Genomic DNA, 409 nt, shown 5'->3' on the forward strand with positions numbered 1-409 from the left:
CACACGATCGCTGATTTTGCCGCTGCCTTTCAGCACGATATAGCTGATGATGGTGCCCGGTTTAACTTTGATACCACGCGCCGCCAGACGTTTCGCAATCGCAACATGCGGACCGATCGCTTTGTAATCTTTCAGATCGCGGGTAATCTGTTCGTGGATCACCAGTTTTTCCAGCGGCACACGGTATTTCGCGATTTTTTCAACAACATCGCGAACAACTTCAACCGCTTTTTCCACGCTGCCTTCTTTCAGGATCGCTTCCAGAACTTTCGCCTGGGTTTCTTTCGCAATTTCGCTCCAATCGCGACGAACAACTTCCAGACCGCGGGTGGTAATACGGCCTTCTTCATCGATCACCGCATAGCGTTTTTTGGTCACGAAGAAACCGCGCAGGTAAAAGCCTTCGTAT

1 protein-coding gene is annotated in these 409 nt (G+C 50.4%); it reads right to left on the reverse strand.

Annotation, left to right across the window (positions count from 1 at the left end):
- Positions 1-409: DNA polymerase domain-containing protein (locus tag P3H15_RS54675; protein ID WP_276144913.1), on the reverse strand; the 409-nt coding region annotated here is incomplete at both ends.

It is taken from the genome of Rhodococcus sp. T2V (assembly GCF_029269925.1).
Lineage (GTDB): Bacteria > Actinomycetota > Actinomycetes > Mycobacteriales > Mycobacteriaceae > Rhodococcus_F > Rhodococcus_F koreensis.